Origin of the sequence: Geobacillus sp. DSP4a (assembly GCF_013096875.1) — a bacterium.
Classification (GTDB): Bacteria; Bacillota; Bacilli; order Bacillales; family Anoxybacillaceae; genus Geobacillus; species Geobacillus thermophilus.
The window spans coordinates 1-3,368 of the sequence record NZ_SDLD01000090.1 but is presented as its reverse complement, the minus strand read 5'-3'; the positions used below and the strand labels follow the sequence as shown (position 1 = coordinate 3,368).

The following is a 3,368-nucleotide window of genomic DNA, read 5'->3' as shown; positions in this document are numbered from 1 at the left end:
ATAGACCTTTTTGACTTGAACGTTCATGAGAGAAAAACTCCTTCACTTTCCTTGTGTGTCAAGGATTCATTCGACATCGGAACGAAAAAATCCTCCCGATTTTCGTTGGGAGGGTGCGAAATGTGAGTAATACGCAATCGTCTTCATTTTGTTTAAACCTTTCCATTGAAATAAAAAAAGAAGCGGGGAACCATCCCCGCCAATTTACGAAATGACTTTGGCTTTTGATTTTTGGAAATGACGAATCACATCATCCCAATCGAAGTAAAGCCGCACAAAATCCTCATCACTAATACCAGAACCTGTTTGCACTTCAATAAACTCTAATTCCGTAATCGCCCGAATCCCATGTTTTCGACCCGCTGGAAGGTGAATGATGTCTCCTGCTTTTACACGAGTAATCGAGTCATCTAACGCTAACTCCCCTTCACCGCGAACAATGGTCCATACTTCGTCTCGTAAATGATGATAGTGGTAGCTTGAGTTTTTTCCTTTATGAATACAAATGCGCTTTGTTACCATTTCTTGACCATCTTCATATTTCGCATAGTCAAGAACGCGCGACCAGCCCCAAATCCGTTCTTCATACATTGGCGGCTGATGAAAACCGTTAATTAAATCTTTAATTTTTGGACTGGAAGCTTTATCGGCAACCAAGATTCCGTCTGGGCTTGCTGCGACGACAAGATCTTTGGTACCAATCACCGTCACAGGAATGTCTAATTCATTCACCAAATGGGTATTCACCACATCTTCCGCTAATACGCCTTTCCCAATTTGATTCGTTGCCATTTCCTCTGTCAGCGTATTCCACGTACCAAGGTCTTTCCAATATCCATCATACGGAAGAACCACAATATGACTCGCCTTTTCTACGACTTCATAGTCAAAACTAATTTTCGGCAACGTGCTATATTGATTTACCAGCTCATCAAAATCAAGAGGAATACCTTTTTTCACGAGAAGATTCACTAAATACTTCAACTTAAAGGCAAATACCCCACAATTCCAGAAAGCGTTCATGGCGATTAACGTTTCCGCCTTTTCTTCACTCGGCTTCTCCGTAAAATGATGAACAATAAAATACTCCGCACCATCCACCTTCTCTTTTGGAACGATGTATCCGTATTTTGAAGATGGATACGTTGGTTTCACACCGATTAAGGCTAACTCTGCATTCGAATGCTCGAGAACATGCTCTAACTCTTTGACTCGTTGAAAAAACGAGTCTTCCACATACGGATCCACCGGCAAGACAACGACCGTTTCCTCTTCCGGCATATTCTCGATCGTATATAAATTACGAAGCCGCAAGCGAAATTGCCGGAAACGTATCGTGACGCTCTAGCTCAATAATGAGCGGCACCTCTATCCCTAATTGACGATAAATCATATCTCGTTGCATTTTCGATATTGCAATCACGGCAGACTCAGCAAACCCGTTCGCTTCCAACTACCCCCATACGCGCTGCACCATCGATTGTTTCTCACCGTTTTTTCCTTCTAATACTTTCAAAAAATTGTTTCGAACGCGTATCATTCGACAAAGGCCAAAGGCGTTTGCCAGATCCGCCGGATAAAAGGACTAGTTTCATGACGACCCCTCCATAAAAAAATCAGATCTTAACCGATCTGATCTTTGCATTCATTATTAAACTGTCTGAAACTGATAATTATAAATTGTTTTGCGGCCGATCGAATGATATTCGATAGGATATTTTTGCACTTCATTTAAGCTATAACAATTCCGTCCGTCAAACACGATCGGTTGTTTCATCTTCTGAATATATAGATTTAAATCTAATTCCCTAATTTGTGCCCATTCCGTAAGAATAAACGCCATATCGGCATTTTCTAGTGCAGTCTCAATGGATTCTGTATATACTACCTCTTGCGGCAGAACCTTTTTCGCATTTTCAATCGCAACCGGATCGTAAGCAACAATCTCTGCTCCTTCGGCAATTAATTCTTTGGAAATAACAATCGAAGCCGCCTCACGCATATCATCTGTATTTGGTTTAAATGACAACCCTAGCAGTGCTACTCGTTTCCCAGCTAGACTGCCAAATCGTTCTTTTGCTTTATCGATTAATATGCGTTGCTGCTTACTATTCACCTTTATCACTGCTTTTAACAATTCAAAATCATGATCAATGTTCGCCGCGATTTTTGCCAAAGCTTTCGTGTCTTTTGGGAAACAAGATCCTCCATAGCCGATTCCCGCTCTTAAAAACATCGAACCGATGCGCTTGTCCATTCCCATTCCTAACGCAACACTTTCCACATCGGCTCCCACTTTTTCGCATATATTAGCAATTTCATTAATAAAACTAATCTTCGTCGCCAAAAAAGCATTCGAAGCATATTTAATCATTTCCGCACTTCGGATATCTGTTTTAAAAATTGGGATACCAAAAGGTTTGTTAATTTCTTCAATTACCTTCGCTGCTTCTTCGCTATCGGCACCAATGACAATCCGATCGCCATGAAACGTATCATAAACGGAAGAACCTTCCCTCAAAAATTCCGGATTGGACACCACTTCCACATGGATATGCTTAGGCACTAAAGAATCTAACAACTCTTTAATATAATGATTCGTTCCAACCGGTACCGTACTTTTTGTCACAACAATAACATCCTTGGTAATATTCGCTGCAATATCCCGAACTGCTTGCTCAATATACATTAAATTAGCAGATCCATCCTCTTTCTCAGGCGTACCAACGGCAATATAAATGACATCCACATCTTTAAATCCTTCTTCAGGACTGGTTGTAAAAAACAAACGTCCGGCTTGAATGTTTTCTTTCATCAACTCTTCAAGCCCGGGTTCATAAATTGGTGAAATGCCTTGACGCATTTTTTCTACTTTTGCTTCATCTATATCAATACATGTCACATGATGACCAATATGAGATAAAGCAACACCTGTAACCAGGCCAACATAACCCGTACCAGCAATGGATATTTTCACTTTTGCTCTTCTCCTTTTCAAGAATTACATAAGTATCCTACTCTTAAAATGTAACTATTCAGCCACATCATAAAGTGAGCTGAATATTTTCTTCTTTCCTTGTCTATGATGTGAATATTGATAGACAAGGAGGTGAATCACATGTTGACGGTACAACAAGCTGTATTTACAGTTGAGGGCTTAATCGGCAAAGTTCAACAACAAAAACAGCTCATTCATCAACTCATTCAAGAAAATGAACATTTGCGTCACGAAAACAAACAACTACGCAAAGAAAATGAACAACTGAAGTACCGTGTTCAAGAGCTGGAAGCACGCACGAAAAAAAACAGCTCCAATAGCCATTTGCCCCCATCTTCTGACCGTTTTGAGAAAAAGCGTTCCTCCCGCG

At 40.5% G+C, this 3,368-nt stretch carries 2 protein-coding genes and 1 pseudogene; 1 reads left to right on the top strand and 2 read right to left on the bottom strand.

Annotated features, from left to right (window positions below; genetic code table 11):
- Positions 1 to 204: 204 nt before the first annotated feature.
- A pseudogene (locus ETC02_RS16305) lies at positions 205 to 1,595 on the bottom strand (sugar phosphate nucleotidyltransferase).
- Positions 1,596 to 1,651: 56 nt separating this feature from the next.
- Positions 1,652 to 2,977 carry a UDP-glucose dehydrogenase family protein gene (locus ETC02_RS16300; protein WP_171698424.1) on the bottom strand — a complete coding sequence of 442 codons (1,326 nt, stop codon included), beginning with the start codon at positions 2,975 to 2,977 and terminating at the stop codon, positions 1,652 to 1,654.
- A 141-nt stretch (positions 2,978 to 3,118) separates the two neighbouring features.
- On the opposite strand from ETC02_RS16300, the gene ETC02_RS16295 reads away from it, so the two are divergent.
- The coding region (locus ETC02_RS16295; RefSeq protein WP_253264178.1) for a DUF6444 domain-containing protein at positions 3,119 to 3,368 on the top strand (250 nt) is incomplete at its 3' end.